This is a genomic window from Exiguobacterium sp. A1_3_1 (assembly GCF_048985645.1).
Lineage (GTDB): Bacteria > Bacillota > Bacilli > Exiguobacteriales > Exiguobacteriaceae > Exiguobacterium_A > Exiguobacterium_A indicum.
Window position 1 is genome coordinate 1 of record NZ_WBYY01000281.1, and the last position, 2,032, is coordinate 2,032.

The following is a 2,032-nucleotide window of genomic DNA, read 5'->3' on the forward strand; positions in this document are numbered from 1 at the left end:
AGATGTGTATAAGAGACAGATCTTATCCGACAACTGAAGAAGGCATACCATGCGCGGTTCAAACGAGTCAGACAGGTAGCTTTCGACAATCATTCTTGCGGTCCTAAAAGGAGGAATGGAAGTATGCTCAAGCAACGGGAGCTGAGCGACTGCGCTGATTTGTTCGAACTGATGCAGCATCAAGACGTATATCCGTACGTCCGCCAAAAAACACGGTACTTTGATGAATTTCTGTTTACTACAAAGCAGGCAATCGAAGAGGAAGAACGTGGTGAAATCGTATCACGTACCATCCTAGATGAATTCGATCAACCGATTGGTACGATTAGTTTACTCGATATCGAAGGACAATATGGGTTTCTCGGTACATGGTTAGGTAAACCGTATCATGGTAAAGGATACAATCATTTAGCGAAAGAAGCCTTCTTCTCTGAGCTGTTCTTTGAGCTTGGATACGAAAGTGTCTTCATGAAAATTCGCAAAAGCAATATTCGGTCACAAAAAGCAGCTGAAAAATTGCCGTATGCGTTCTGTGCGGATGAGTTGCGTCCTGCGCTTCTTGAGCAATTGAATGCCGGCGAGACACAGTTCACGCTATATGAAGTCTCAAAATCTAGTTTCCACATGTACATTCATGGTCGGGAGCTCGAAACACTATACGATCACCAACAACTCGAAGCATGAGAGCCTTGTCTCTCATGCTTTTTTGTGTCCACGCATGCGCTTCTAAAGTTTGAAATGGTATGATAAATAAGAAAACTCATCTTTATGGAAGAAACACTTTCTTCTACAGGAAATGGAGCGAAGACTAATGCCAGAATCGTTTAACATTCTCGTAGTAGATGATGAAGCACAAATGCGTGACCTTCTCGTCTCGAATCTTGAAAAAGAACACTACACGACGATGACAGCTTCTAACGGACAAGAAGCGATCCATCTCATTCAACAAAATACATTCCATCTCGTTCTACTCGATGTCATGATGCCGGAAATGGACGGCTTGACAGCATGTATGCGCATCCGTGAATTCTCAAACGTTCCGATCATCATGCTGACGGCACGTTCGGACGAGCTCGATCGTATTCACGGTCTGAAAATCGGAGCTGATGACTATATCACAAAACCATTCAGCCCTCGAGAATTGCTTGCTCGCATCGAAGCGACGCTTCGTCGTTCTCATCGCTTTACAGTTGATCAATCGGCTACCTTGACGCTCGGCATGCTTGAACTCGACACTGAAAGTCGGAGTGTCCACGTCAATGGCAAGCCGGTCAGTCTGACGCGTAAGGAATTTGATTTGTTGCACCTGTTCGCTCAAAACAATGATAAGGTCTTTTCTCGCGAACAGTTACTCGATCAAATCTGGGGTGCGGACTATATCGGGAACTTACGGACGGTCGATACACACATCAAAACACTTCGCTTAAAGCTCGGGGAAGCTGGTGGCTCGATTCAAACGGTCTGGGGCATCGGTTATAAATTCGAGGAAGTATGATTAAGCGCTATACGATCCGGCGCCGGATTTGGATCACGATTTGGTTCACAAGCGTTTTTTCCGCTATTTTATTCGTCCTGCTCACTTTCTATCTCTACGACCGGTTCTATCTTCAGACGCAGGAAGATATCTTATTGAACCGAGGCGAAAAGCTGATCAACATTTATGAATCTGAAGGATTATCTGGTGCTTTTTACGATGGAATGACTTATACGAATGAGTTGACGGAATCGAAAGTCTTCTTCATCGATTTCCTGAAGAAAAATCCAGCTGGACTGCGCTTTTTGACGAATGCGGATATCGAAGAACTTCGAAACGGTGAAACCGTCGTCTCCAGTCGGACCCATCCGATTGAAGGAACGGACATTTTGATGACCGGGTTTCCGATCATCGAAAACAATCGACTGGTCGGTACACTGATTTTATATCTGGAACTTGGCCAAATCAGTGAACCATTCCGCCCACTCCGTCTGATGATCTTCTTCATGATCGGACTGATCGTCTTGAATCTCGTCATCTTCGGACGACAAATCATCG

At 44.9% G+C, this 2,032-nt stretch carries 2 protein-coding genes and 1 pseudogene; all 3 read left to right on the forward strand.

Annotation, left to right across the window (positions count from 1 at the left end):
* Positions 1–123: 123 nt before the first annotated feature.
* Positions 124–684, forward strand: coding sequence for a GNAT family N-acetyltransferase (locus tag F8N00_RS17720; RefSeq protein ID WP_023467300.1), 561 nt, complete (start codon positions 124–126; stop codon positions 682–684).
* Positions 685–811: 127 nt separating this feature from the next.
* Complete coding sequence (locus tag F8N00_RS17725) at positions 812–1,495, forward strand: response regulator transcription factor (protein WP_023467299.1); 684 nt, start codon at positions 812–814, stop codon at positions 1,493–1,495.
* A pseudogene (locus F8N00_RS17730) lies at positions 1,492–2,032 on the forward strand (two-component sensor histidine kinase); the annotation flags it as partial. The gene F8N00_RS17725 and the pseudogene F8N00_RS17730, both read left to right, overlap by 4 nt.

Excerpts from the sequence above, each read along its gene's own strand:
- F8N00_RS17720 (WP_023467300.1), top strand. The coding sequence starts at position 124 with ATGCTCAAGCAACGGGAGCTGAGCGACTGCGCTGATTTGTTCGAACTG.
- F8N00_RS17725 (WP_023467299.1), top strand. The coding sequence starts at position 812 with ATGCCAGAATCGTTTAACATTCTCGTAGTAGATGATGAAGCACAAATG.